Below are 24,368 nucleotides of genomic sequence, written 5' to 3' on the forward strand. Positions count from 1 at the left end.
TGGTTAGAGTGGAGTAAAATTATTACATGAAGTTTTTGCTATGATTTGGTATAACCTGCAACTCTTTTGTTGTAAGGCTCATTTCAGTTTTGCATATAGGACAAAGGGGTATGTCACTACCACCGCTTTTAAAATTATCACGAACCCAGCAATTGCAATGATCTGAATTGCATACCCAAATTTTTGTTTCTTCTAATTTGACTTCCTCTTCATTTCTTCTGCCAAATGCCATTAAGGTCACCCCCAAGTTTTTTTAAAAAGCTAAAGCAATTCAAAAAGGTGATGCAATCATCCTGCACCACCTTATTTTAAACCAAATTAAACGGTTTGGACGTTAGCTGCTTGCTTACCACGAGCACCATCAACAATTTCAAATGAAACAGTTTGGCCTTCTTCTAATGTTTTAAAGCCTTCAGATTGAATAGCTGAAAAATGAACGAAAATATCTTCTCCGCCTTCAACTTCAATAAATCCAAATCCTTTTTCTGCATTAAACCATTTTACTTTACCGTTATTCATGTAATAAACCCCCAAAAAGTAGTTCACTTTAAGCTAATCACACATTCAAATAAAAAAGTCGTTTGCACGAATGAGCCTTAAAAATCGCCCACATTACGTTGCAGTTACGACTAGTTGTTCTATAAACATTTAACGAACTTTAAGCGTACTGTAATTTTATACTTTTTTTAGAAAAAAGTCAAATTATTATATAATACCAAAAAGTCCGAATTGTCTCAAGGAAAAGTTGATATTATTATTTTTAGCCAATCAGCGAGTTTTCTTAATCTAAATAATTAGGAGCGGTTTAAGGTCGAAATATGCTCCACATCCTATGCTTCTTTTTTTATTTTTGGAGTGGCTTTTTTTCTTGGAGCTGTTGGCTTTTTTGGTTTTGTCCGATCAATTGATGCTTGTAATGCTGCCATCAAATCAGTCACATTGGTTCCGACCTCTTTTGCTGTAGGAGTTATTGTTTCATTTCCAGTTCGTTTCGATTCAATTAATTCTAATAAGGCTGTCCGGTATTCATCCGTATATTTTTCAGGTTCAAATTCAGTTGTCAATTGATCAATTAATAAAATCGCTGTATCCAATTCTTTTTTTGTTACTTTATCATCTGAAGGGATATTGGGTACATCTGCAACACTTCTTACCTCATCGGGATAATGAATCGTTTCCATCACAAGTGTATTTTCGTAAACCCGGATCACGGCCATTTGCTCCTTCGACCGAATAACAATTTTTGCCAACCCTACTTTTTGTGACTCTTCAAGCGCTTTCCGAAGTAATGAATAGGCTTTTCCTCCGCTCTCACTTGGAGACATGTAATAGCTTCTGTCAAAATAAATTGGATCAATTTCCTCCATTTTTACAAAGTCGATAATTTCGACTGCTTTATCCTCATTTTCTTTTCGCAAGTTTTCTAAATCCTCATTATCAAGAACGACAAATTTCCCTTTAGCATACTCATATGCCTTCACTAATTCATTTTTCACTTCCTCATCACAAACAGGACATACTTTTTCATATTTAATGGGAGAATGACATTTTTTGTGAAGTGTACGTAGCTTTACATCTTTATCTTCTGTTGCAGCATGAAGTTTAATCGGGATATTAACGAGACCAAAGCTGATGCTTCCTTTCCACATCGTATGCATAATCATTTCTCCATTCTTTTTAATTTTATTTTGCGTTATTGCAAGAAGTACATTCACTAAAAGAACTGGAAAAGGTGCACATTAAATAAAAAGGAGCGAAAAAAAATGAAACCCATGCTACCAAGCCTTACATTTGATCTCCCTGCTTCTTCTGATTGGTTTTACGAGGTTAAATATGATGGTTTTCGAGCCATCTTGAATTGGGATTTTAAAAAAATCGAATTAACCAGTAGAAATGGTAAACCGCTTTTACCTCAATTCCCAGAAATCAAGGAATTTCTTTTAAAATATGAACAGCAATGTAAACCTTTTTTTCCGATCCAACTTGATGGGGAGCTTGTCTTCCTAGAAAATTCATATAAAGCGAATTTTTCATCTATGCAAGTAAGGGGACGTTTGAAATCAACAAAAAGAATAGCAGAGCAAGCTGTTATGGCACCATGCCGGCTTATGGTCTTTGATGTATTAAAGATTGGCGGAAAATCCCTAAATTCAACCGTTTATCACAAGCGAAAAAAAGAGTTGATCAAGTTTTTTGAAAATGTATATTTCAGTATCCAAGCAGAACCAGAGAATGAACAATTATTACAATTCGTTAATGGTTGGGATCGATTTGACGAATTATGGGAAAAAGTGGTCCTGTATGATGGGGAAGGTATTGTTGCTAAACAAAAAAACAGCATTTGGGAGGAAGGAAAACGCTCAACCCAATGGCTTAAATATAAAAATTGGAAATATGTAAGTAGTTTTGTGACTGCCTATGATAAAACAAATGGATATTTTTATGTTGGTGTTTTCAAAAACAAGGAAGTTAATGTGATTGGGCAGGTACTTTTCGGATTTACGCCCGATGAAAAACAAGCCCTCCAAAAAATCATTAAAGAAAATAAACGCGATGAAGATCAACAATATATTTACGTCAAACCAGCAATTTGCCTTGAAGTTAAATATTTAGAGCTTTATGAAAATCAGCTTCGTGAGCCCCATTTTGATCGTTTTCGATTTGATTTGGAGCCTTTAGACTGTACATTTGATCACTTCATTTTTCAACAAATAAATTTACCAAAGGATTTGGAAATATCCCATCCAGAAAAACCGCTTTGGGAAGGTATAAAAATTCAAAAAGCTGACTACATTCGTTACTTGCGATCAATTTCACCATATATGCTACCTTTTTTAAAAGATCGCCTTTTAACGGTCATTCGTTATCCACATGGTATGTATGGTGAAGCTTTTTATCAAAAAAATTGTCCAGACTATGCTCCGGATTATGTCCAAACACATCAAGATGAGGGTATTCGTTACATTATTTGTAACGACCTTAAAACGCTTCTATGGCTCGGAAATCAATTAGCAATAGAATTTCATATTCCGTTTCAAACTATTAAAAGCAAGGGGCCAAGTGAAATTGTCTTTGATTTAGATCCACCTTCTAAAGATGCGTTCCAGTTAGCTGTTAAAGCGGCGATCCTTATTAAAGAGGTACTTGATCGTTTAAATTTAATCGGTTTTATTAAAACCTCTGGAAATAAAGGATTACAGATTTACATTCCATTACCAGAAAATGTTTATAGCTATGATGATACTCGTCTGTTTACGAGCTTTGTTGCAGAATATCTGGTTTCAAAGGAACCTGATTTGTTTACAGTTGAACGAATGAAAAAGAATCGGGGAAATCGCTTGTATGTAGATTATGTGCAACACAGTGAGGGTAAAACAATTATCGCCCCTTATTCAATGAGGGGTAATGAGCTAGCTGGCACCGCCACCCCCTTATACTGGGAAGAAGTAGATGAAACATTAAAACTTGAAAAGTTAAATTTGCAAAATGCTCTAGACAGAATTAAAAGACAGGGGGATCCATTTAAGGATTATTTCCAAACGAAAACGATTCAATTATTTTCACCCGTACTTCAATTTTTACAAAAAGGCTAAGTTATATAACTCTGTTGATTTTTGGCTCATTCATGTTTATCAACCATATTATTTAACCCAAACCTATAAAGAAAACATACTGATTGGCGAGTCCCTAAGGGCGATGACTGAAGCGTAGTTGCCCTTATGCGCTAGTAGAATTTATGGATATAAATTCTGATTAACTAAAAAAAGGATAAGGTTTCCCTTTATCCTTCTCTCATTTCTTTTAAAAATCGCTGTGCATCAGTTTGTAATTTTTCATATGCGTTTTGTTCAAAAAATTCATTTTTCTCATCAATAGTAAATGTCTCACCAGCAAGATCCACATTGACATTAGCCTGATAAACATATGTGGCATTACCAATCAAGTCTATGCTATATCCGCCATCAACGGAATGAACAATACACTGAACTCTACCGCCATTATTGTATACGTTTATAACTTCATCAAGGTTATTAAATTCTTGTAAGTATGTGACAAGCGAAGAGGCTGACATGGCAGTTCCACAGGCATTTGTAAACCCGACACCACGTTCAAATGTTCTCACATAAATATGTCCTTGTTTTAATGGCTTGACAAAGCTAACGTTAACACCGTCAGGAAATAAATCATTCGGATTATTCACCTTTTCACTAATTTGTTTTTGAAGATTCGATTGGAGAATCTCTTCACTTTCAACTATGGAAATCAAGTGCGGATTTGGTACAGAAAGTGCAGTAAATCTTAATTGATCAGATAATACTTCAATTTTTTCATTTTGTAATGTAGATTGGTCCAGATACAACGGTAAGTCTTTTAATTGGAAGGACACTGGGGAAATTTCCACCTGATACGTTTCTACCTCTGGGTATAGATCAGCCTGTTTACTTACTCTCAAATTAGCCTTCATCGTTTCAATGACTGCTTCCTTTAGTTGCAGCTTTTCACAAATATATCTAGCTACAATGCGAAGACCATTGCCGCACATTGACGCTTCCGAGCCGTCTGCATTAAAAACTCGCATTCTCCCATTTGCGTGTGTACTATTTAGGACAAACAAGATACCGTCAGCCCCAAGATTTGTATTCCGATTACATAATAATTTTGCAAGATCAGCTCTTTCACTTTCTGAAAAAGTATAATCATTGGAAATTTCATCTATAAGAAGAAAGTCATTTCCAGACCCATGACATTTAATTAAATCAATTTGCATTTATGAAAACCTCCGAAAAAATAAGCTTATCTTATTTTATCTAAAATCTTTACTAAATTAAACATTTAAAGCAATAAAATTTAATTATGTACATATGGTGAATTTTCCATTTTCATCAAATCAGTTGACCACTTTAAAGCCTGATGGTATTGAGTTAAAACCTGATTTTCCTTAAATCCAAACTTATTGCAAATTTCCCCAAAATCTTCCCAATTACCTTTTTCCACGGCAATTACAAGTTCTAGCATTTCTTTTAAATGATTTTTTTTACCTTTCAAAGCATCACAAATATCTTCATGTAAAGGTAATGCAACTAATACCATTTCCATCGAAGTATTTAATAATGAATCCATTAAGGAAAACATTCCAGTAAGGAAGTAAGTTGAATTGGATGATCTACCCTTCTCCCTTACAAGTAATTCACACATTTTTGCTCTTGTTAATGAGATAGTAATTAATTCATTTGTAAAATCTTGTTTGCGACCAGATAAATCTCTTACAGACAAAACATAAATCCACTTTTTTATTTCTATTAACCCAAGCATGACAATCGCTTGCTGGATTGATTTTATTTTTTGTTTTGGACGGAAAGCAGGAGAATTTATTAGCTTTAATAATTTATAGGAAAGTGATAAATCTTGTTCGATCCACTTTGCAATCAAATCAATCCTTGGTTCAACCTCTGATAAATTATTAATAAGTTCTAAATATGAATGAAAATAAGTTGGAATGTCTTTCGTTGAAACAATTGCAGGCTCTGCAAAAAAATAACCTTGAAAATAATGATATCCTCGCAAAGTTGCCTGAATAAACTCCTGTCTTGTTTCAACCTTTTCAGCAAGTAATTTAATTTTTCTTTCTTTAGCTATCTTTTCAATTTTCGTTCTCATTTTAAACGTTGTATTTTGAAAATCCACTTTTATAATATCGACAAAAGGGAATAGGTTAAACGTAAATTGATTTTGTTCATCTAAAACAAAATCATCTAAGGCGATTTGATACCCAAGGCTCTTTAGCTCTTTACAAATTTTAAGCAGTTCAGGATTCGGTTCAACTGTTTCAAGTATTTCAACAACAATTTCATGGGGTTTAAAATAGGTTGGAAGCTTTAGTTGAAGTAATTTTTCTGTAAAATTCAAGAAACATGGTTTTCCATTTGAGATTTCATCAATACCAATAGTTAAAAAACTGTTGATAATTACCTCGGCTGTTGCTTCATCACCGTTTATATTTGGAAACTTGTTTTCAAGATTATTCCTATATAGAAGTTCATAACCAAACACTTCTTTTTTATTTGTAAAAATAGGCTGTCTTGCAACAAAAACTTCCACGCCAATATCCTCCCTTCCATAGTTTAGAATAGTGGTCTTATTGACTTTATTATGCAAAATTTATCAAATAATGTAAACAACTTTATCGTTTTTTCGAAAATTTAAGACAGGAATTGTCAAATTATTTACTAACGCTCGATAAAATATTCATTGATTAAAAATGACATTCTTAGCAATTTTTCTTTTTCCGATAGCTGTTCGGAAAATGTTAGCACAGGTGTATTTGGCTCTGGAAAAAAACTACTCCACTCGAGTGGCATCCATCCCCTTCGCAACCTACCTACCTGATTCGCACCATTATCATAAATACGCTCATCCATATAAAAGGCAGACCCTTCAATCGCACCAATAAATTTTCCAGTGGCATCTTGAAGCTCTTTTTTGCCCTTTTTTGTTTTTTCAAAATAGCCCAAAAACGAGTTTTTTTCATTAAAGGCTTCTATTTTTTTCCCTTTTATTTTATAAAACGCTAAAATTTCATCAGCATCATTATAAAGGGCATATATTTTTATTCGGTTAAAAAGTGTAATTCTCTTACCGCAGTATTTTTTAAGTTCCCCCGCTAGATGCCCGTCTGGAAAGTATAGCAACACCCTAGGGAATTGAGTGTTTAAAAATACAACTAATAAATGTCTAGCTTCAAATAGTGTTTGGTAAAGTTCTCTAGAGGAAGTTATATTCCTTTCTATTGAAAAAGACTGATTTAAGCGAAAAAGATAGACTTGAAAACTAATTAGGCTATAAAAAAGAAAAGGGATCGTTAGTAACATGATTTCTTTGTTGTGGAAAAAAGAAAGATTCCCCACAACAATTAAGATTGCTGGAAATAACGCTAATATACTATCATTTAAGCTCAACCTAGCAGTATTATGGTAATACTCATGTATTTTCATAAATAAAAACTCCCTATCAGTTTCCTCTTAATTAAGTCTATTAATAAAAGTCATAAAAAATGATAGGAGATTTTTTCTAGAAAAAAAGAAAAAACCCGCATTATGAAGCGAGTTCCTTTCTCCTAAATATCGAAAAACTTATGATAAGCAAAATAACAATACAGATTAAAGCTATAAGGACCGTTGGTAAAATATCTTCAGATAGATCCCCCGTCATGAGAAGTTTATTCGCGTAATCTATCAATTGTACTGGGCTCCATTTAAGCCAATTGGAAAATGAGCTACTGATTAGACTTACAACTATCACTACAGCAAGCGAGAGAAACGCGGCCATACCAGGATTAAGAAGGGATGCACTAAAAAAGATTACTAAAGTGAGAACTACTGTGAACCAAAGTCCATAATAAAAGAAGGATTGAAAAAGGTCTGCAATTGGAATCCATTCGAACAGAATTCCTGTATAGTACCAGGTTGAGAAATACCCTACCAAGAATGAGCTCAACATTAAAAGCAAGCTCCCAGCCCATTTTGCCGTAACAAATGAAGAATAGGAAACTGGCTTTACCAGGATCATCGCTGCTACACCACTTTTTCGTTCTCCTGCAAGTATCCCCATAGTTGTTAAAACAATGATTAAGACCCCAATTGTCGTATATTGACTTAGACCTTGCACCAAAACTTCAGCACTTGAGGGGGTTGGAATTTTGATAACCGCTCCTTTAGGTAGACCACCCAATGAGTCAATAATTTGTGGTAGATAGTAGCTTGATAGTGGTTCTTTTACCCCAAGCAAAATAAATGTGATTGGGACCCATATCCATTTGAAATTTCTCCACATTTCAACAAGTTCTTTTTGAAAAAGGGTTTTCCACTGGCTCATTTACCCACCACCTTCATAAAAACATCTTCAAGTGTCATACTGCTAATTTCGAATTTAACAAGCGGCCAATTATTTTCGATCATTTTCTTGATGAACTTTTGTCTTGCACACTCAATATTATTTACAGAAATGGTAACCTTTCTCCCTTCAACACAAATGGAATTAACTAAATCATCACCCTCAAACATACGTGCATACTCGTCAGCATTATTTTGAAAAGTAAAATCGATATTTGATTGTTGATGCCGCGTGAGAAGCTCTTCCATCGTTCCTGATTCGACAATTAGACCGTTATGGAGAAATAGAATTTTGTCACAAATCTCTTGGGCATCGTTTAAAATATGGGTTGAAAAAAGAATCGTTGTTTCCTTTTTCAATTCTTCAAGTAATTGCAGTACTTCTCTTCTTCCAAATGGATCTAACGCAGAAACAGGTTCATCCAACATAAGCAGTTGTGGGCGATGGATGAGTGCCTGAGCAATTCCAAGCCTTTGTTTCATCCCTCCTGAATATTTACCAATACGCTGATTTTTCGCTTCCAATATGCCGACAACTTGAAGGAGCTCCAAAGAACGTTCCTTTACCATTTCTCTGTTTAAGCCTGCAAGCTTTCCGACGTATTCCAAAAATTCAATGCCGCTCATCCAATTATAATAGACTGGAAATTGAGGAAGATATCCAATTAAGTGACGGACATCCTCACCTTTTTTCATATCTGCAAAGGTATAAGTACCTTCTGTTGGCTTCATTAACCCTGATAGGATTCTTAAGGTTGTTGTTTTCCCAGCTCCATTTGGTCCTAACAGTGCTGTGCACTTACCTTTCTCTAAACTGAAATTAAGATCTTTGATTACATGTGTCCCTTTAAAACTTTTTTTTAACCCTTTGATTTCTATAAGAGTCATTAATTATTTCTCCTTCCAATCACAAAATAAAGGATTGGGCCTATAATATTAACAAATAAAATAATCACTACCCACAACCATTTTGGGCCGTTGGTCCGTTCTATCCGAATTAAGTCCACAAGTGAAACAACTAATAAAATTAGCTGAATAATGATTACTGGTGCAAGTAAAGCCCAATTTAAATTTACGAGTACATCCATGCTAAGTCCCCCTTATTTTTGTTCTTCAACTATATTACGAAGGGGCAATAAAAACGTTCAAAACCCGGTAAAAAATTTTTACCGGGCTGACAAAAACTTATTTATTTGATAAACCTAATAATCCAGGGAATCCGGTATTCATTCCCTTCATAAGCCTTAACAGCTGCAACAATCGTGAACACAAATGCTAAAATCCCAAGAATCCACAAGCCGATAAACCCTATCACAACAATCGTCAAAATCAAACTAATGATCGTATAAATTGAATAAGAAATTAGAAAGTTGAAGTATTCCTTTCCATGGTATTCAATAAATGTTGATTCCTTCCTCTTTAAAAGCCAAATTATTAACGGTCCCAATATAGGCGCAAAAAGACTGACTGCATAAATTGCCGCTCCTAGCAATCTTTCTTCACTATTTATCATTTCCGATTCCTCCAAAATTTTTAAATATAACTTAACATCTTTACGCAAAACTTTTGAAAAAGTTTCATGTTTTCAAGGTTTATTCATTTTTCAATTATAATATTTTTCTGTTAAACTAAAGAAAATATCACAATGAAAGGTTTTACTATGACTAAAACTTTATTAAAAAATGCCACAGTTTATCCTATCACATCTAAACCGATCTTCCGTTCGGATGTGTTAGTTGAGGATGGAAAGATCATTAAAGTTGGAACGAACCTTACGACAGATACAGATGTCAAAATTATTGATTGTGGAGAGCTTTTTCTTCTGCCTGGTTTTATTGATGTCCATACACATCTTGGCCTATATGATGAAGGAACAGGCTGGGCTGGTAATGATGCAAATGAAACTGCTGAGGCGCTTACCCCACATATTAGAGCTATCGATGGGGCCTACCCATTGGATCCAGCATTTGGTGATGCTCTTAGAAGCGGAATTACCACAGTCCATATCATGCCTGGAAGTGCAAATGTCATTGGTGGAACCACTTCTGTTATTAAGACAACTGGGAAAAATATCAAAAAGATGATTGTACAAGAAATTGCCGGTCTGAAAATTGCCTTAGGAGAAAACCCTAAGAGAATTCATAGCCATGGAAATAATGATTCCATCACAAGGATGGGTATTATGGGTATGTTACGTGAGGCCTTCTACCAAGCGATACATACTGATAATCCAGATGATTTGAGGGTAGCTCCACTGGTTATGGCTTTAAAAAGGGAAATTCCAGTCAGAATTCATGCACATCGGGCAGATGATATTATAACAGCGATCCGATTTGCAGAAGAATTTCAGCTTGATTTACGTATTGAGCACTGTACCGAGGGACATTTAGTTGCTAGTGAATTAGCAAATTTAGGGTTAAAGGTTGCTGTAGGTCCTACGTTGACCAGAAAATCAAAGGTTGAATTAAAGAACAAAACGTGGAAGACCTATCAGGAACTTTCCCGCCATGGCGTGGAAGTTTCGATTGTAACAGATCACCCATATACTCCGATTCAATTTTTGAATATTTGTGCTGGAATTGCCGTTCGAGAAGGTTTACCGGAACAAAAAGCACTCGAAGGGATTACTATCCTTCCAGCAAAAAATCTAAGAATTGATCAGAATTTAGGCAGTATTGAAGAGGGTAAAGATGCTGATCTAGTTTTATGGAGCCATCACCCGTTCCACTATCTTGCGAAGCCAAAATGGACTATGGTCGGGGGAGAAATTGTTTTTAGCGAATCGTAGAATTTTGTAGAAAAATGCCTAAAAATTTCATAGAAATTTAAGCAAAAAATCTATTCCTTTTTTGCTTATTTTCTTGTATGATACTCTCAATGGAAACATAGCAAAGGTGTTTATAGGTTTCTTGGCATTTTTTACCACAAAAAAAGAGCTATGTCGTTACCTAAACCAACTAAATGTAGGGCGTTGGAGTCGTAGTTGCCCTTATGAGCTAGTAGAATTTATGGATATAAATTCTGATTAGTTAAAAAACAATACAATAAGGCAGTATCTGCTAAGGAGATCTTCATCACTTTCATAGTAGAAGGATAAAAATTTTCGTTTAAATTAGATAGATGGTTCTTATTTGTATAGCTCCACCCCTTTAAAAAACAAAATAATACAGGGAAGGCAAATGGTGCGCCACCAGGTAACTGGTTCTAGTGGGTTCGATTCCCACCCCGAAATTTTTTATCCAAAAAAATTTCGAGGGTGGGCCGCTTCTTTAGACATGGGATCGGATTGCCCTAATTGGAGGGATATTCATGCTGAAGAAACGTGATCTTCATGATAGCCACGCTTTATTTGAACTAATGACGCACCCTGATGTCTTCCCGTTTGTGCGCCAAAAAGCAGGATCTTATGAAGAATATATGTTTATTACAAAACAAACAATCGAGGCGGAAGAGCGTGGTGAATTAATTTCACGAACTATTCTTGATGAATGGGGCTCCCCAATCGGAACTATTAATTTATATGATATTGAAAATAATGCCGGATTTTTAGGAACCTGGCTTGGGAAGCCTTATCATGGAAAAGGATATAACAGCCCCGCAAAAGATACTTTTTTTCAGGAGCTTTTCTACGAAATGGGAATAGAGACGATCTTTATGAGAATTAGAAAAGTAAATATTCGTTCCATAAAAGCCGTGGAAAAACTGCCATATGCGGTTAAAGCAAATGAATCAAGAATAAATATTTATAATCAATTAAATGCTAATGGTGATATTTACGATCTATACGAAATCCCCAAAGATCAATTTACACTCCATATTATGAGGTCTGCTGTAATAGAAGATGAGCAATCTGAATTGTTAGAAGCATAGTATAAATTCTTATATTATAAAGGAAAGGCTAAATCGTTATAACGATTTAGCCTTTCCTTTTTTTGTTAATCTATCATATTTTGTTCAAGCGATTCATCCACTTCACTTATTCCCATTTGGAGCAAAAAGTCTTCTAATTCCTCATTCGTCAATGTTTCAAAACGCCCATCATGAAAAAAAACTTGAGTTTGATTCGGATTTATTCTGTTTAAATTAAAACTCATTAGTAAAGCTCCTTTCATAGATGAATAATATTTATTATCTACAATAGAGGCTATATTCATTCAAGCACTGTTACTACAGGTTTTATTAGGTTTGGCTAATGCTGTAATTTACGAAAGAATTTTTTATAGGTTTAGTACGTGCAACCTGTGATATAATATCTCTCGTTACTTAATAGAAATTGGGGATTTTAAGATGAATCAAACCTACTCAAAAAGTGAAAAACTTCGCAAGCTTATTTTAATCCTAATACCCATTTTGATCACTCAACTTGGATTATTTTCGATGAACTTTTTTGATATTACAATGTCTGGACATTACAGCCCAGCTGACCTAGCAGGGGTTGCTATTGGATCTTCCATTTGGCTTCCAGTCTTCACTGGTCTAAGTGGAATTCTGCTTGCTGTAACACCAATTGTTGCTCATTTAGTAGGTAGCAAGCAAAGTGAAAATGTGGCCTTTTCGGTTATTCAAGGACTTTATTTATCTATTTTTATAGCATTCGTTGTCATTCTTATAGGGTCCTTTACATTAGACCCGCTGTTAATTGGCATGAACCTTGAGCCACATGTAAGGCAAATTGCCCATGATTATCTTGTTTCCTTAAGTTTTGGTATGATTCCCTTGTTTGCTTATAATGTACTTCGCTCATTTATTGACGCTCTTGGAAAAACCCGTACAACCATGATTATTACGATGACCTCATTACCTATTAACGCCCTTTTAAATTATTTATTTATTTTTGGAAAGTATAGGTTTCCTGAATTAGGTGGCGTCGGATCTGGAGTTGCAACAGCGATTACGTACTGGATAATTACACTTATTGCTATTTATATCATTCACAAACATCATCTATTTTCAAAATTTTTAGTTTTTAAAACATTCTATCGCTTTTCTTTTTCAAAATGGCGAGAAATTTTAGGAATTGGCGTTCCAATTGGTTTATCTATTTTTTTTGAAACAAGTATTTTCGCTGCAGTTACATTATTGATGAGTGGCTTTGATACAAATATTATCGCAAGTCATCAAGCAGCGATGAACTTTGCTACCTTTTTATATATGCTACCCCTCAGTATATCGATGGCATTGACGATTTTGGTTGGTTTTGAAGTTGGGGCTGGTCGACTTGGAGATGCTAAAGAATATAGCTGGCTTGGTGTAGGGATAGCCTTATTACTTGCAACCTTTTGCGGAATTGTTTTGCTTTTATTCCGGACAAAAATTGCCGGTTTATATACAAATGACCCAGCAGTAATAAATTTAACAGCACATTTTTTATTATATGCTTTATTTTTCCAACTTTCTGATGCAATTCAAGCTCCTGTTCAAGGATCGCTTAGAGGATATAAAGATGTTAATGTTACATTTGTGATGTCGTTAATTTCCTATTGGGTGATTGGATTGCCATTAGGGTATGTTATGGCTAACTACACTGGATTTGGTGCTTTTGGCTATTGGATTGGCTTAATTTTCGGCCTTGCTGCCGGTGCTATATGCCTTTCAAGCAGATTAATTTGGGTTCAAAAAAGAAAATACCAACCACATAGTATGAAAAAGTCCTGATTCATTAAATAAGTAGTTCCGTTTTTGTGGAGAAACATTTTGGCCTAGAAATAAGCAAATCAGTTAACATACAAATTGGTACTACAACATAGTCAATATAAAAAGGCGACTTAAAATTCACATTGAATTTTAAAGTCGTCTTTTTTAATACAGTTATATATTCTTATTGAAAAAAAGAAAATTTTTCAGTGCCCTCCCTTAAGCGTCGCTGAGTCTTCACCAATGTCATTAAATAGAGGCCTTTTGGAATCAATGGTGGTCTTTGGATGTTTTCAGACTTTTCTACTTTATCTACCTAAGTTGATTGGAGCGGAGGGCACTTGACTCCTGCGGGATTAGAGGGAATGGTAGACCCCACAGGCGTTACGCGAGGCTGCTGAAAAACTGGCGAATTTTTATTTTTCTCATTGGATGTGGATAAAAAAAGCAGCTAGTTGTCCAAATTTTGGATAACTAGCTGCTTTTTTCTTGGTTACTTTTATATTCTATCTTATCTTTTCTCAGAGAGGAGCTTTATAATCCTCTTGAGATTGACTGCGAATATCGCTGTAGCTCCTTGTATTTCCATGCCAAATAGACCCATAGATGACGCCACATCATACCCGTGTCTATGTTTAAGTTCACTATTTTTCGCCTCAATTTTATAGCGTGTTTTCGCTAGGTTTTTAAAGCTTCCGTATTTTGAAACGCTTCTTGACCTGTATGTTCCGTTGATTTGATGGTTACTGAATAGGACTTACTTTTCGCTCCTTCTTTATAACATCCTTCACGGAAAGGACAAACAGCACATTTTTTAATATCGAAAAGGTACTTGATTCTAGGGTTTTTATCTTGATTCTTTCTTTCTTCATATTTTTTTCGAATGGCCATATGCCCGGCTTTACAAACATACATCCCTGCATCTTTATTAAAATTAAATTCATCTTCTTTTGTTCTTCTACCATATGTAATAAGTGGATGCAGTCTAGAAACAAGTGTTAATTGGTGTTCTTTTGTATAACAAATATTATTTTTCTCAGAGTAGGCAGTATCCCCAATAATTGTATTAATTTCCATTCCTGTTGCTTGGCTTTTTTTAATTAATTCCTGCAGATATTTTCCATCATTTTTTTCACCTGTTGTCACAACTGCAGCTGTAATAATTCGTTCATCACTCATTGCAATATGCGTTTTGTAGCCAAAAAAAGAAGAATCAGCTGTTTTATGTCCTACACGTGCGTCTGAGTCTGTTGAAAAAGCCAGTTGTTCTGTATAATCTTCCACTACTTCTTTTAGTACATTTAATTTTTCCTTTACAGCTGGGGTTGCCGCAATTTTAGGTTCTGACTCGACAACAGAAATGATTTGACGGCAATAATTTAATTCATCTGTTACTTCGTTAGAAGTTGTTTTGGATGGGAATTTCTCTTTCATGGATTCATCGAACTGATAAACGGCTTTTCGCACATTTTTTGATTTCTCCTGCAAAAATTCTCTCGGTGATTTTTGGTTATAACGTGCTTTTGTATGTGTAGCATCAACAATAATGGTTTTATTTTTAATAATTTCCTTTTCAATTGCAATCTCAACGGTCTTTCCAATGAGCATATCTAATAAACCCACATCTTGAAGACGGAGTTTACGGAATTTTGTTAAAGAACTTGGGTCAATTACGGAATCTTCTGGTGCCATATCGAGGAAATATTTAAACGACATATCATATTTTGAACGTTCTACTACATCTATATCTGACAAATCATAAATTGATTTAAGCAATAGATATTTGAACATACGTATCGGTGACACTGCATTCCGACCGTTATCAAGACAATATTTCGTTTTTAATTCTTCAAGAATAAATGAAAAGTCAACTAGTTTATTGATTTGGCGAAGCATATTATCCTCTGGAACTACGAGATCAAAAATAGCTAAATATGGACTGAAATTGAGAGATTCTTGATTGGAAATCATTTAGATATCACCTACATACATTTAATATCATTATTATAAGACAAATAGGCAGTTGAAAGTTTGATTAATTCAAACTTTCAACTGCCTAAAAAAATGGGACTTTTTCAGTGGCCTCCGTTACGCCGAGGAGGCTCCCATCCCTCCCCGCGGAAAGCAAGTGCCCGGAGCGGAAAGCAACGGGCAAAGTTGTGGTCAAATACAATCAACAGGGTGTCAAAAGCATCGATGAGCTTTAAATATGCTATTTCTTTAAACAACAAGTTTTAATAACGTATGGGCAGTTAACTGCATAGTATGATGTAGAACTTATAAAACGATAACACCTAAAAAGGGCTAAGATTACAATCTACATTTAAAAAGGAAGTGAGAGGATGCATACGGTAATTAATATCTTTTCCTTTAAAATTAATAACGTTTCAAATAATGGGTCTGTTAACATTGGTGAAGCACTTCATAATGCCCATACAGCCAATACTAAATCACAAGGCCAAAATGCATCCTTCGGTGATTTTGCTCCACCTAGTGCAGCAATGGAAAATGTCTTTATTGATCCGGACGTAAATGATATGGGTGATATCGCAAATCCGGCAAACGTCCTTTCAAATCAAATGTAAAAGGACTGAAAATTATATGCCCTTTCAAATAAATATATTTAATATAAAAACAAACTCCCTTAATAACAATGCAAACATTTCTTTAGGTCCGGCAGTTCATAACAGCCATACCGCAAATACTAAATGGGTTGGCACAAATATGGCATTAGGGGATTTTTCGCCAACAAACTCAATTTCTGCAAATGGTGTAGCTGATTTGGATGTCAGTGATCAAGATCAAATAGCAAACCCCTCATCACCTATTTCAAACCAATTCTAATTATATACAGAGAGGATGGTATAGATGTTCCCGTGGAGTATGTTTCCTTTTAATAAAGAATCAAAAAGTATGCTTCAAAACATGAAGCCTGACGATATTGATAAATATGTCCAAGATATTATGGGAAAAATGATGCCAGGTAGTATGCGAGGAATGATGAATCCCCAAGAGATTATGAACAATTTTCAATCTCCACTAGGACAACAGCAAACACCATCTACAGATATATTGAATTCAACGGCCTATGAAACACATGACTTTGTTTTTGTTAGGATTCCAATAAAAAAAGAAGACTGGCTTAAACAATTACAGATATATCATACTTCAAACCAACTAATTATTGAGCATATACCTGATCATGATGACAAACATACTATTACTCTCCCAGCCATTGTAAAAAAGAAAGGTTCTGTAGCAAATTATAAAGATGGAATGCTTGAGGTACGAATTCCGAAAAATGTGGATATGCAATTCTCACAAATTGACGTAACAGAAATTTAATTAGCGTCATTTTTTTTGCATTTTTTTAGTTTGGAAAAATATGATGGGATTAGTGGATCGTCTAGGGGGTGATTTTTTTGGAAATGGATAAACTCAAAAAATGGCTTGATCTGGCTCAGCAATATCAATCAGATCAGTTTTGGAAACAAATTTTCGATGAAAAAAATGGCAAAATCATTGAAAATAATGCTACTGCCTCAAATCCTTTTACTGCTGCACAGGAGTATATTCCAAAATGTGATTTATATGAGTCTATGGATGAATTAATACTTGAGGTGGAAATTCCCGGATTAAAGAAGGAAGATATCCAAATTTCGATCAATCATCAAATTCTAACGATTACTGGTGAATTTAAATCATTTAAAACCAATTATAAATATTTTCTAAAGGAAAGAGCTAATCGTAAATTTAAAAAAGAACTTACACTTCCTTTCCCCATTTTATTAAATTCAACTCGCTCAGAACTTAGCAGTGGCATTTTGATGATAAAAATGCAGATAAATCGGGATGAAATTGAAAATGTCCCCATTTATTTTGACAATCCAACTTCTGAATAGAGGCGTGTTATGCGATTCTTGTACCGCTTTTTCAACCATGATAAACAAACTAGCCAGAAACTGTTCGAAATGGAGAAAAAGATTTCAGATTTGGAAAAGGAATTAAAGAGAAATATAAACGAGCTTTTAATAAAGACAGAAACCAAAGAAATTGAAAAGGAAAAGGAAACCATCCCAACTATTAATATTGAGCATCTTCAAGTTGATAAAATAATTATTGAAAAATTGGATTATGCTAATAATTTCGGTCAGCTTGGAATTAAGGAATTAAGTGGAAAATTAAACATTGGCACTAGCTATGAGGGTGATTTATCTAAACTAGTACAAGAAAAAGTAACCGAGAAATTGGGACCTCAGGCAAAAGTTAATGTGCGTGCAAAAAAGCCTGTAAAGGAATAAACCGGCAGCCGAAACTTTGGGCTGCCATTTTATGCTAAAATAATTAGATTTTATACACCCTCCTTTAGTTCTTCCATCAATTCATTATGTACCTTTGTCAAAGACAGCTTTGCTTCAGTTGAAATAGAGGAATCTGTTACCCTTTTAATTGAAAAATAATATTTTTCGAAACGGTTTCTTCTAATCCTTGGATGGGAATTTTCGTCTAATAATTCTCTTTTGATCGCTTCCTTTAATACTTGCTCACTATTAGTAACTTCTGCAGTACTTAACAAACGATTATTCCAAATAGACCGATACTCTTTTAATAAAAAATCAAAATCCACTAAAAACACCTCATTATAATCTTTAAAAATTTCTCAAATGAATTGTACATATTTGGCAAGGCTAATGCAAAAAATAGAGATAAAAAAAGGAGATTAAAAAGTGGATACTCCATACAGATGCCCTAATTGTAAAACAAATCGAAGTCGTTTCAATCTTATTCAACAAGTTCCCCAATCAGTCAAGATGGATCCGCATTCCGGTGTAATTATTCATGAATATGCTTCAAGTGAATTAGAACCCTTTCATCTTCCATACAAGGGCCCCGAATATAAGGTACAATGTGCCGCCTGCGGACTCATTGAAGAAGAATTAACTTTTATTAAATTTGGCGAACAGCCGATATAAAACAGTAAATAAAACACCTCGATAAACTTTTAGAGAGGTGTTTTATTTTTACCTATTTTGATATTATTTTCCTTTAGAAAATGGATAGAGTCTATTTTCCAACCTTCGTATGGAGAAAACCGGACTAAATGAATTTCACCATTAAATGTTTGGCGTCCTCTAGTTTTCAAAAACCAATCAATTTCAATTGGAACATCTAGACTAATTTGTTCAGTTAAATCTTCAGCGGGAAGAAGCGGCATACGAGATATTTTCACATTGTCAATTTGATTGAAAATACGTTTCCAATGCAGTTTTTGGAGAGAGGCCCTTGAAGATATTTTATTGTCTTGCTGCTTTAAGCCAACAATATAAGCATTAATAACCTCATATGGATTTGCTTTGCCAAGGTAAACATCCAATTTCCCAGCTGCTTTTAGAATCATAAGCATATGTGCTAAATCCATCGAATCTGACCGATGGGTCTTACTTCCAAAAAAATGAATACAAAAATGACCAGGAAAATTATTTTGAAGTGCTCCTGCACCATGTGGCATTCCATGCATGGAAGCCGCTAACCATTGATCTTTATATGCCACGATAATGGAGCGCCTTTTCCAGCTCCACTTTCCCCCATATATCTTCTTCATTATTTTCGTATCCTGGGCGCTTAATGGCTGAACATCAGCATGCTGACTTCCAGCTCGTCTTTGAACTCGAAATTTTCTCCCTGATTCTACATCTATAACCGTAAATTTTGTATATTTCGGCAAGATATAATTAACCTGTTTCCATGGTAACATCTCGATTTTAAAGCTGATATCCCCCGCACCATAGACGGTTTGACTATTTAGGAGGATTAGAAAAAAGAAAGTTATACATACTGTTTTTCTCATCATATCCCCTCCATGTATTATCTCATAGTAAAAGAATTACCTAAAGATGGCGTTATCATGCATGAGAACAAGGAGGTTATTTTCATTTATTTTTCAAGAATGTTTAATTGCGATTCAATTGTTTTCCAATCAATTCCTTCTCCAATAAACACTAAATTTAAAGGCATGTTCATGTATTCTTTCATATATAATGGCATGCCATAAGAAAATTGGAAAAGCGTTGGAAGATCTGATTGGCCGAACTTTATGTATCCTTTAATCCGGTATATGGTGTCAGGTAAACTTTTCAAAAAGTTTTCAAACTCGATTGGGCTTATCGAAGATTGGAATTGGTAAACAAATGTGGTTAAGTTTACTTTCGTATGGCTTCCATGCTTTTTTGCTGTCTGCTCGCTTGAAACTGTAAGCTTCCTTAATTGTTCAATTGCTACTCTAGAAAAAGTGGTTAATAGACATTGGGCATTGGCATTTAGTGATTGAACTTCAAACGAAATCATCGCCTGTTCTGCCTCTGTAAGTTCATTCGTTTTATTGATTATTATAAAATCAGCATGTCGCACCTGTTCAATTATTAGCTGCTGAAGTTGGGGGCTAAGTAATTTTCTATCCCTCCATCTTACTCCATCAACAGTGGTTATAATTCCCTTGATCGTCAAACGATCAGCAAAAAGAGGTGATAATATCGCATCCAAGACTTCCACTGGATGTGCAGCACCAGTTGTTTCAAGATATATTACATCTGGTTTTTCAGCAAGTAGCAACCCTTGGAGCTGAGCCTCAAGTTCATCTTGAATTGAACAGCATACACAGCCTCCTAAAAGCTCTTTTAATGCGACATCATCTTCCACCACATCAGAGTCAATCGACACGTTGCCGAGTTCATTCATCATTACAGCTACTTTTCTACCAATACGTCGTTCATCCTCAAGTAACCGTTTTAGCAGGGATGTTTTTCCACTCCCTAAAAACCCTGATAAAATAAGAATTTCAGTTTTACTCATCTTAATCCCCTTCTACGTCTTCTAAAATTTCATTTACGATTAATAGGATGATTTTTTCTATTTCATCGAGGCTTCTATTTGTCATATATCCTATTTTTTGAAACCATTCCGTCTTGCATTTCCATAACGGGATATAGCCATTGGGATAATATTCTTCATCCTGTTCAAGACCTAGTTCTATAAATGATTCATAATCATCTTCAAATACATCTATATCACTAACAATTTTCCCCTTATTTAAACGAACCAACTCAATGACAATTCGATGATTGTGATGTTCAAATTCTGCTTGTACATTTTGTTCAAGCTTACGGCAGATTACCTCACATTTTTCTTCGAAAAGGATTAGTTTTTCCTCTAGTTGTTTGTCCAAATGAATGATCTGCTTCAAACTCTCACCTCAAAATCTATCTGCTTGTCCATTTTATAGGATTTTCAGTATTCATTCAAACCATTGGCTTTTTATTATAACAATCATTACATTTTTTAACAATTGGGCTATCAACTATCTTTAAAAAACTTATAATATAGTAAAGAAAACTCGCTGAATAGGAAAAGAAAATCTCAGGAAGGACTTTTCTTTATGCTTTATGAGTATGTATACCCAAAAAGCCTTCAACATTTTGTAAAAAACCCTACCCACGAAACATTAAAAGAACTTCTCCTCAATAATACCGGTGAAACTGACTTTCTTGACTTTAAAACAAAATGGCCATACTTTTCGAAAGTAGCAAAGCATATTCTAGCCATAGCCAATTCAGGTGGTGGGTGCATTATTGTTGGTGTCAGTCAAAATGATGAAGGTGCTGTATCACTCTCAGGACTTAGTGAAGATGACTTTTTAGATAAGGCCGATATTGATAATAAACTCGAACATCTTTTACCCAAATATTTGAAATATCGGGTAGAAGATTTCCAGTTTATTAGAGATGAACATCCTTCTTTAAAAAATAAGCGATTTCAAGTTCTCCTTATAGAATACGATCCAAAATACGTCCCATATACCTCCGTAGTACAGCGTGGGGAAATCCGATACGGTGCCATTTATATGAGACAAGGGACAAAATCTTTAGAGGCAACCAATGAAAGACTTGTTGAAATCATTTTGCGTAAAGTCCAATCAGGCGGCTCAAGCATGAATGATTATTCATTAAAGGATCACCTTTCACAACTGAAGGAATTATACGATGAACGCCAAACAAATCATCAAAATGATTTTGGCAATTTTATAACAGAGCTAATTGAACGTAAAAAAGAACGCATAAGAAAATTACTTGATATTTTGTCTGAAAACTAAAAATAAGCCTCAAAAAAGCCCAATTCCCTTTAAAAGGAAATTAGGCTTTTTTTCTATTTCATTTTCTGTTTCAATAACTCAATTGCTTTTTCAAGCTGCGGATCATTCTTTTGTATTTTATCTCTAAGTAGTCCCATTAACTTCATTGTACTATTGCCCTCCAGAACACCATCAGCTGGTAACTTTTGAGCTTTTTCAAAGTTTAGAACTGCTTCTTTTGTTTTTTCATCGAAGAATCCATCCACTCTACCTGGATCATATCCAACTGCTTTTAGCATTTGCTGAGCAGTTTTCACCTCGGTTGATGCATTTGAAAGTTTTAGTTCTTTTTCAGGATTTAGGATTGGCAATGACGCATATGCAGGAAGTGGAACTACATAATCAGGTACAATTCCTTTTTTATGAATCCAATTACCATTTGGTGTTAGCCATTTAGCCATTGTAAATTTAAGATCTGATCCATCGGGAAAGTCTTGTGCCGTTTGTACAGTACCTTTTCCAAATGATTTTTCTCCAACAAGTGAAACTCCTGCAGACTCTTTCACAGCAGCTGAGAGAATTTCAGATGCACTAGCACTACCACTATCAATTAAAACAACCAATGGCATTGTTGGTGTTCCATCATTTTGTGATGTATATTCTTTTATCTTTCCATTACGATCTTCAACTTTAAAGAGAACTTTTCCTTTAGGAACAAAGAGACTAGAAATATTGATCGCTTGATCTAGCAAGCCACCAGGATTTTGTCGTAAATCCAATACAAGACCCTTCATACCTTGCTTTTGCAAATCACTTAGTTTTCCAACAAGCTCTTTCGATGTATTACTTGAAAAACTTGTGATTTGAACCTTTGCAATTCCATTTCCAACCATTTCACCATAAACCGTTTCAATCGGAATTTCATCACGAGTGATTGGAACTTTTACCGTTCCTTCCGTACCTGGACGTTGGATCGTCAGCACGACCTTCGTTCCTTTTTTACCTCTAATTAAGGTAACAGCTTGGGTAGAATTCATCCCTTGTAAGCTTTTCCCATCAACAGATAGGACCATATCATTTGGTTTCAGGCCTGCTTTTTCTGCTGGGGACCCCTTAATAGGAGAAACAATCACAATATGACCATCCTTCTCCTGTATTTCTGCCCCAATTCCTTCGAATGAAGAGGAAATACTACTATGAAAATCTTTTGCCTCATCATTACTCATATAATCGGAATAAGGATCTCCTAATGCCTGCACCATCCCATTAATGGCTCCATTTATTAGTTTTTTCTGATCTACTTTCTGATAATAACCACTAGTCAATGTATCATAAGTAGTAAAAAGCTTGTTAAATTCTAGTCTTTCCGGTGACCTCACTGTTTCTATTTTATCTTTTCCGAAGGCAAGTGCAAATGTTGTAATCCCTACGGATAGAAAAACGACTAAAAATAGTAACATAATGAAGTGAAATCTTTTCATTCGTATAAAACCTGTTTTGATTTCCTTTGAATCTTGCTCTTGATCAACTTTTTGTTCGTCCAAAGCCTTCACCACTTTCATCAACACTATTAGAAAAACTTGGCATTCGCCAAGCCCTTAGGCGAATGCATTAGTTTTTCTTATGCGTTCAGAATTTATGGATATAAATTCTGATTAGCTAAAAAACTAAAATCCTTAATGATTAGAATAACATTTTTTCCGAATAATTAACAAAGAAAAATTAATGAATAAACTATTATTAAATTAAAAACGGCACTAACTCTGAGAGTTCAGCGCCATTTTTTCAAACTCTATATCTTCTTCACTTCATTAAAAAATTCCTCTAACGTCCAATTATGTTTATAAATGATTGTTGCTGCTTTTACTCCTACATATCTAAAATGCCATGGTTCATATTCATAAATTGTAATTCCTTCTTTTCCTTTTGGATAACGAAGGATAAACCCAAATTTGTGGGCATTTTCGGCAATCCATTTTCCCTCTTTCGTCGAAGCAAAGCCTTCTGTTAAATCTAAATTGGTTGAAAGACTTGCAACATCCATAGCTAAACCTGTTTGATGTTCACTCGAACCTGGAAGGGCAACTGCTTGGACAGCCTTTTTCTCACCAACCTTGTTAATCTCAGCATCAAAAATTGTTTTTTGACGGCTATAGGAGCGGTATCCAGAAACTGCATATAGCTCAATACCCGAATCTTTGGCAGCTGCAAACATTTTTTCAAGGGCTGTTGCCGCTTCTTTTCGAATCAAACTTTTTTCCAATTTTTGATCACCAAAAGAAAAAGGAACATTTGGTCTAACAAGATCTCCTGGAATATAGTTAGTTGGAAGAGCATAATTTTTGTTCACTAAAGCCAATGTGTTTGCAGGATTTTGAATAACATTCCTTCCATTATCCTGTTTAATATCATTAAAATACGCTGCCTCCAAACTGATAGAGTTGTTATTAACAGGTACTTTTTTGTGAATTTGACTTTGATTTTCCTGCTGCACTTTTTTTTCTGTCTTGTCCTTACTCAAGAACGGTACTTTTTGTAAATAAGAATCTATTCTGCTGCATCCCGTAAAGAGCAAAAGGCAGACGAGGATTAAAAGGATATTTCTCAATTTCATTTATTTCACCCATTTATTTTTTCTTTTTCCTTTATGAACTATAACTATTTTAACACTAATGGTCAAGTTAGGTACAAAAGCGTAAGCACATATGACACTAAAAAAC

28 protein-coding genes and 1 pseudogene are annotated in these 24,368 nt (G+C 34.8%); 11 read left to right on the forward strand and 18 right to left on the reverse strand.

The window, feature by feature from the left end; genetic code table 11:
• Positions 1-22 precede the first annotated feature (22 nt).
• The 3 genes from RCG20_RS03415 to RCG20_RS03425 all read right to left on the reverse strand — a co-directional run bounded on the left by RCG20_RS03415 (position 23) and on the right by RCG20_RS03425 (position 1,658).
• Positions 23-232 (reverse strand): cold-inducible protein YdjO-related protein, encoded by a 210-nt coding sequence (locus RCG20_RS03415; RefSeq protein WP_308182831.1) that lies wholly within the window; start codon positions 230-232, stop codon positions 23-25.
• Between the two features lie 86 nt (positions 233-318).
• Positions 319-519 carry a cold-shock protein gene (locus tag RCG20_RS03420; protein ID WP_308182832.1) on the reverse strand — a complete coding sequence of 67 codons (201 nt, stop codon included), beginning with the start codon at positions 517-519 and terminating at the stop codon, positions 319-321.
• Positions 520-830: 311 nt separating this feature from the next.
• Positions 831-1,658 carry a non-homologous end joining protein Ku gene (locus RCG20_RS03425; protein WP_308182833.1) on the reverse strand — a complete coding sequence of 276 codons (828 nt, stop codon included), beginning with the start codon at positions 1,656-1,658 and terminating at the stop codon, positions 831-833.
• Between the two features lie 105 nt (positions 1,659-1,763).
• On the opposite strand from RCG20_RS03425, the gene RCG20_RS03430 reads away from it, so the two are divergent.
• Positions 1,764-3,593, forward strand: coding sequence for a DNA ligase D (locus RCG20_RS03430; RefSeq protein ID WP_308182835.1), 1,830 nt, complete (start codon positions 1,764-1,766; stop codon positions 3,591-3,593).
• 188 nt (positions 3,594-3,781) lie between these two features.
• On the opposite strand, the gene dapF is transcribed toward RCG20_RS03430, so the two are convergent.
• From dapF to RCG20_RS03465, 7 genes are all read right to left on the reverse strand, one after another.
• Positions 3,782-4,768, reverse strand: a complete 987-nt coding sequence (dapF, locus tag RCG20_RS03435; protein WP_308182836.1) for a diaminopimelate epimerase — start codon at positions 4,766-4,768, stop codon at positions 3,782-3,784.
• A gap of 80 nt (positions 4,769-4,848) precedes the next feature.
• The gene (locus tag RCG20_RS03440; protein WP_308182837.1) at positions 4,849-6,099 is read right to left on the reverse strand and encodes an EAL and HDOD domain-containing protein; all 1,251 of its coding nucleotides are present in this window, start codon (positions 6,097-6,099) and stop codon (positions 4,849-4,851) included.
• A gap of 128 nt (positions 6,100-6,227) precedes the next feature.
• On the reverse strand, positions 6,228-6,992 hold the full coding sequence (locus tag RCG20_RS03445; protein WP_308182838.1) for a hypothetical protein: 765 nt from the start codon (positions 6,990-6,992) through the stop codon (positions 6,228-6,230).
• Between the two features lie 100 nt (positions 6,993-7,092).
• Entirely contained in the window at positions 7,093-7,872 is a 780-nt protein-coding gene (locus RCG20_RS03450; RefSeq protein WP_308182839.1) for an ABC transporter permease, read from the reverse strand.
• A complete protein-coding gene (locus RCG20_RS03455; protein WP_308182840.1) occupies positions 7,869-8,777 on the reverse strand; it encodes an ABC transporter ATP-binding protein in 909 nt (302 codons plus the stop codon). Before RCG20_RS03455 ends, RCG20_RS03450 begins: the two co-directional genes overlap by 4 nt.
• Positions 8,777-8,977, reverse strand: a complete 201-nt coding sequence (locus RCG20_RS03460; RefSeq protein WP_308182841.1) for a PLD nuclease N-terminal domain-containing protein — start codon at positions 8,975-8,977, stop codon at positions 8,777-8,779. Before RCG20_RS03460 ends, RCG20_RS03455 begins: the two co-directional genes overlap by 1 nt.
• Positions 8,978-9,078: 101 nt before the next feature.
• Entirely contained in the window at positions 9,079-9,402 is a 324-nt protein-coding gene (locus RCG20_RS03465; RefSeq protein ID WP_308182842.1) for a DUF4870 domain-containing protein, read from the reverse strand.
• A gap of 147 nt (positions 9,403-9,549) precedes the next feature.
• On the opposite strand from RCG20_RS03465, the gene RCG20_RS03470 reads away from it, so the two are divergent.
• Together RCG20_RS03470 and RCG20_RS03475 are read left to right on the forward strand one after the other, a co-directional pair.
• The gene (locus RCG20_RS03470; protein WP_308182843.1) at positions 9,550-10,677 is read left to right on the forward strand and encodes an amidohydrolase; all 1,128 of its coding nucleotides are present in this window, start codon (positions 9,550-9,552) and stop codon (positions 10,675-10,677) included.
• Positions 10,678-11,198: 521 nt separating this feature from the next.
• On the forward strand, positions 11,199-11,759 hold the full coding sequence (locus RCG20_RS03475) for a GNAT family N-acetyltransferase (protein ID WP_308182844.1): 561 nt from the start codon (positions 11,199-11,201) through the stop codon (positions 11,757-11,759).
• Between the two features lie 65 nt (positions 11,760-11,824).
• Here the strand turns inward: RCG20_RS03475 and RCG20_RS03480 are convergent, their stop codons facing one another.
• Positions 11,825-11,983 carry a hypothetical protein gene (locus tag RCG20_RS03480; protein WP_308182845.1) on the reverse strand — a complete coding sequence of 53 codons (159 nt, stop codon included), beginning with the start codon at positions 11,981-11,983 and terminating at the stop codon, positions 11,825-11,827.
• A 193-nt stretch (positions 11,984-12,176) separates the two neighbouring features.
• Here RCG20_RS03480 and RCG20_RS03485 point away from each other — a divergent pair, with 193 nt between their 5' ends.
• A complete protein-coding gene (locus RCG20_RS03485; protein ID WP_308182846.1) occupies positions 12,177-13,544 on the forward strand; it encodes an MATE family efflux transporter in 1,368 nt (455 codons plus the stop codon).
• 490 nt (positions 13,545-14,034) lie between these two features.
• Here the strand turns inward: RCG20_RS03485 and RCG20_RS03490 are convergent.
• Positions 14,035-15,494: pseudogene (locus RCG20_RS03490) on the reverse strand (IS1182 family transposase).
• Between the two features lie 371 nt (positions 15,495-15,865).
• Here RCG20_RS03490 and RCG20_RS03495 point away from each other — a divergent pair.
• The 5 genes from RCG20_RS03495 to RCG20_RS03515 all read left to right on the forward strand — a co-directional run bounded on the left by RCG20_RS03495 (position 15,866) and on the right by RCG20_RS03515 (position 17,824).
• Positions 15,866-16,108 carry a spore germination protein gene (locus RCG20_RS03495; protein ID WP_308182847.1) on the forward strand — a complete coding sequence of 81 codons (243 nt, stop codon included), beginning with the start codon at positions 15,866-15,868 and terminating at the stop codon, positions 16,106-16,108.
• Between the two features lie 16 nt (positions 16,109-16,124).
• A complete protein-coding gene (locus RCG20_RS03500) occupies positions 16,125-16,367 on the forward strand; it encodes a spore germination protein (RefSeq protein ID WP_308182848.1) in 243 nt (80 codons plus the stop codon).
• 24 nt (positions 16,368-16,391) lie between these two features.
• Positions 16,392-16,868 (forward strand): Hsp20/alpha crystallin family protein, encoded by a 477-nt coding sequence (locus RCG20_RS03505; RefSeq protein ID WP_308182849.1) that lies wholly within the window; start codon positions 16,392-16,394, stop codon positions 16,866-16,868.
• A gap of 83 nt (positions 16,869-16,951) precedes the next feature.
• Complete coding sequence (locus RCG20_RS03510; RefSeq protein ID WP_308184280.1) at positions 16,952-17,425, forward strand: Hsp20/alpha crystallin family protein; 474 nt, start codon at positions 16,952-16,954, stop codon at positions 17,423-17,425.
• A 9-nt stretch (positions 17,426-17,434) separates the two neighbouring features.
• Positions 17,435-17,824: a hypothetical protein gene (locus RCG20_RS03515; protein ID WP_308182850.1), complete on the forward strand. Its 390-nt coding sequence runs from the start codon at positions 17,435-17,437 to the stop codon at positions 17,822-17,824.
• 50 nt (positions 17,825-17,874) lie between these two features.
• On the opposite strand, the gene RCG20_RS03520 is transcribed toward RCG20_RS03515, so the two are convergent.
• Positions 17,875-18,150: a hypothetical protein gene (locus RCG20_RS03520; RefSeq protein WP_308182851.1), complete on the reverse strand. Its 276-nt coding sequence runs from the start codon at positions 18,148-18,150 to the stop codon at positions 17,875-17,877.
• Positions 18,151-18,250: 100 nt separating this feature from the next.
• Here RCG20_RS03520 and RCG20_RS03525 point away from each other — a divergent pair, with 100 nt between their 5' ends.
• Positions 18,251-18,496 carry a DNA alkylation repair protein gene (locus RCG20_RS03525; RefSeq protein WP_308182853.1) on the forward strand — a complete coding sequence of 82 codons (246 nt, stop codon included), beginning with the start codon at positions 18,251-18,253 and terminating at the stop codon, positions 18,494-18,496.
• 29 nt (positions 18,497-18,525) lie between these two features.
• Here the strand turns inward: RCG20_RS03525 and RCG20_RS03530 are convergent, their stop codons facing one another.
• From RCG20_RS03530 to RCG20_RS03540, 3 genes are all read right to left on the reverse strand, one after another.
• Positions 18,526-19,371, reverse strand: coding sequence for a hypothetical protein (locus tag RCG20_RS03530; protein ID WP_308182855.1), 846 nt, complete (start codon positions 19,369-19,371; stop codon positions 18,526-18,528).
• Between the two features lie 86 nt (positions 19,372-19,457).
• On the reverse strand, positions 19,458-20,372 hold the full coding sequence (locus RCG20_RS03535) for a CobW family GTP-binding protein (RefSeq protein ID WP_308182856.1): 915 nt from the start codon (positions 20,370-20,372) through the stop codon (positions 19,458-19,460).
• 1 nt (position 20,373) lies between these two features.
• Positions 20,374-20,763, reverse strand: a complete 390-nt coding sequence (locus RCG20_RS03540) for a hypothetical protein (RefSeq protein WP_308182857.1) — start codon at positions 20,761-20,763, stop codon at positions 20,374-20,376.
• 192 nt (positions 20,764-20,955) lie between these two features.
• On the opposite strand from RCG20_RS03540, the gene RCG20_RS03545 reads away from it, so the two are divergent.
• Positions 20,956-21,669, forward strand: coding sequence for an AlbA family DNA-binding domain-containing protein (locus RCG20_RS03545; RefSeq protein WP_308182859.1), 714 nt, complete (start codon positions 20,956-20,958; stop codon positions 21,667-21,669).
• 53 nt (positions 21,670-21,722) lie between these two features.
• Here the strand turns inward: RCG20_RS03545 and RCG20_RS03550 are convergent, their stop codons facing one another.
• Together RCG20_RS03550 and RCG20_RS03555 are read right to left on the reverse strand one after the other, a co-directional pair.
• Complete coding sequence (locus RCG20_RS03550; RefSeq protein ID WP_308184281.1) at positions 21,723-23,210, reverse strand: lmo1851 family serine protease; 1,488 nt, start codon at positions 23,208-23,210, stop codon at positions 21,723-21,725.
• A 230-nt stretch (positions 23,211-23,440) separates the two neighbouring features.
• Positions 23,441-24,262: a M15 family metallopeptidase gene (locus RCG20_RS03555; RefSeq protein WP_308182860.1), complete on the reverse strand. Its 822-nt coding sequence runs from the start codon at positions 24,260-24,262 to the stop codon at positions 23,441-23,443.
• Between the last annotated feature and the right edge of the window lie 106 nt (positions 24,263-24,368).

This window comes from Neobacillus sp. PS3-40 (genome assembly GCF_030915485.1).
Lineage (GTDB): Bacteria > Bacillota > Bacilli > Bacillales > Cytobacillaceae > JAUZPL01.

Excerpts from the sequence above, each read along its gene's own strand:
- RCG20_RS03415 (WP_308182831.1), bottom strand. The coding sequence starts at position 232 with ATGGCATTTGGCAGAAGAAATGAAGAGGAAGTCAAATTAGAAGAAACA.
- RCG20_RS03420 (WP_308182832.1), bottom strand. The coding sequence starts at position 519 with ATGAATAACGGTAAAGTAAAATGGTTTAATGCAGAAAAAGGATTTGGA.
- RCG20_RS03425 (WP_308182833.1), bottom strand. The coding sequence starts at position 1,658 with ATGCATACGATGTGGAAAGGAAGCATCAGCTTTGGTCTCGTTAATATC.
- RCG20_RS03430 (WP_308182835.1), top strand. The coding sequence starts at position 1,764 with ATGAAACCCATGCTACCAAGCCTTACATTTGATCTCCCTGCTTCTTCT.
- dapF (WP_308182836.1), bottom strand. The coding sequence starts at position 4,768 with ATGCAAATTGATTTAATTAAATGTCATGGGTCTGGAAATGACTTTCTT.
- RCG20_RS03445 (WP_308182838.1), bottom strand. The coding sequence starts at position 6,992 with ATGAAAATACATGAGTATTACCATAATACTGCTAGGTTGAGCTTAAAT.
- RCG20_RS03450 (WP_308182839.1), bottom strand. The coding sequence starts at position 7,872 with ATGAGCCAGTGGAAAACCCTTTTTCAAAAAGAACTTGTTGAAATGTGG.
- RCG20_RS03455 (WP_308182840.1), bottom strand. The coding sequence starts at position 8,777 with ATGACTCTTATAGAAATCAAAGGGTTAAAAAAAAGTTTTAAAGGGACA.
- RCG20_RS03460 (WP_308182841.1), bottom strand. The coding sequence starts at position 8,977 with ATGGATGTACTCGTAAATTTAAATTGGGCTTTACTTGCACCAGTAATC.
- RCG20_RS03465 (WP_308182842.1), bottom strand. The coding sequence starts at position 9,402 with ATGATAAATAGTGAAGAAAGATTGCTAGGAGCGGCAATTTATGCAGTC.
- RCG20_RS03470 (WP_308182843.1), top strand. The coding sequence starts at position 9,550 with ATGACTAAAACTTTATTAAAAAATGCCACAGTTTATCCTATCACATCT.
- RCG20_RS03475 (WP_308182844.1), top strand. The coding sequence starts at position 11,199 with ATGCTGAAGAAACGTGATCTTCATGATAGCCACGCTTTATTTGAACTA.
- RCG20_RS03480 (WP_308182845.1), bottom strand. The coding sequence starts at position 11,983 with ATGAGTTTTAATTTAAACAGAATAAATCCGAATCAAACTCAAGTTTTT.
- RCG20_RS03485 (WP_308182846.1), top strand. The coding sequence starts at position 12,177 with ATGAATCAAACCTACTCAAAAAGTGAAAAACTTCGCAAGCTTATTTTA.
- RCG20_RS03495 (WP_308182847.1), top strand. The coding sequence starts at position 15,866 with ATGCATACGGTAATTAATATCTTTTCCTTTAAAATTAATAACGTTTCA.
- RCG20_RS03500 (WP_308182848.1), top strand. The coding sequence starts at position 16,125 with ATGCCCTTTCAAATAAATATATTTAATATAAAAACAAACTCCCTTAAT.
- RCG20_RS03505 (WP_308182849.1), top strand. The coding sequence starts at position 16,392 with ATGTTCCCGTGGAGTATGTTTCCTTTTAATAAAGAATCAAAAAGTATG.
- RCG20_RS03510 (WP_308184280.1), top strand. The coding sequence starts at position 16,952 with ATGGATAAACTCAAAAAATGGCTTGATCTGGCTCAGCAATATCAATCA.
- RCG20_RS03515 (WP_308182850.1), top strand. The coding sequence starts at position 17,435 with ATGCGATTCTTGTACCGCTTTTTCAACCATGATAAACAAACTAGCCAG.
- RCG20_RS03530 (WP_308182855.1), bottom strand. The coding sequence starts at position 19,371 with ATGAGAAAAACAGTATGTATAACTTTCTTTTTTCTAATCCTCCTAAAT.
- RCG20_RS03535 (WP_308182856.1), bottom strand. The coding sequence starts at position 20,372 with ATGAGTAAAACTGAAATTCTTATTTTATCAGGGTTTTTAGGGAGTGGA.
- RCG20_RS03545 (WP_308182859.1), top strand. The coding sequence starts at position 20,956 with ATGCTTTATGAGTATGTATACCCAAAAAGCCTTCAACATTTTGTAAAA.
- RCG20_RS03550 (WP_308184281.1), bottom strand. The coding sequence starts at position 23,210 with ATGAAAGTGGTGAAGGCTTTGGACGAACAAAAAGTTGATCAAGAGCAA.
- RCG20_RS03555 (WP_308182860.1), bottom strand. The coding sequence starts at position 24,262 with ATGAAATTGAGAAATATCCTTTTAATCCTCGTCTGCCTTTTGCTCTTT.